The following is a 245-nucleotide window of genomic DNA, read 5'->3' on the forward strand; positions in this document are numbered from 1 at the left end:
TTAATGCTGAAAATACTGTAGCTGTACATATAAGAAAAATCCGTGAAAAAATAGAAGTAAATCCAAAAAATCCAAAATATTTAAAGGTGGTGTGGGGCATTGGCTACAAAATGGAAAAATAAATTCGCTGTGAGTATTGGACTAGCTTTGCTACTTTTGGGAGTGAACAGTTTAGTTTTTACAGCCTTGAATGCTGAACAATACATTTTTAACGACTATTTTCAGTCGAAATACTTCAAACAAGA

At 32.2% G+C, this 245-nt stretch carries 1 protein-coding gene; it reads left to right on the forward strand.

Annotated features, from left to right (window positions below; genetic code table 11):
• Positions 1-122 (forward strand): winged helix-turn-helix domain-containing protein (locus ETC07_RS16355; RefSeq protein ID WP_136249344.1); only part of this gene is annotated, 122 nt, incomplete at its 5' end.
• Positions 123-245: the final 123 nt, after the last annotated feature.

This window comes from Halomonas borealis (assembly GCF_004798905.1).
GTDB classification, from domain to species: Bacteria; Pseudomonadota; Gammaproteobacteria; order Pseudomonadales; family Halomonadaceae; genus Halomonas; species Halomonas borealis.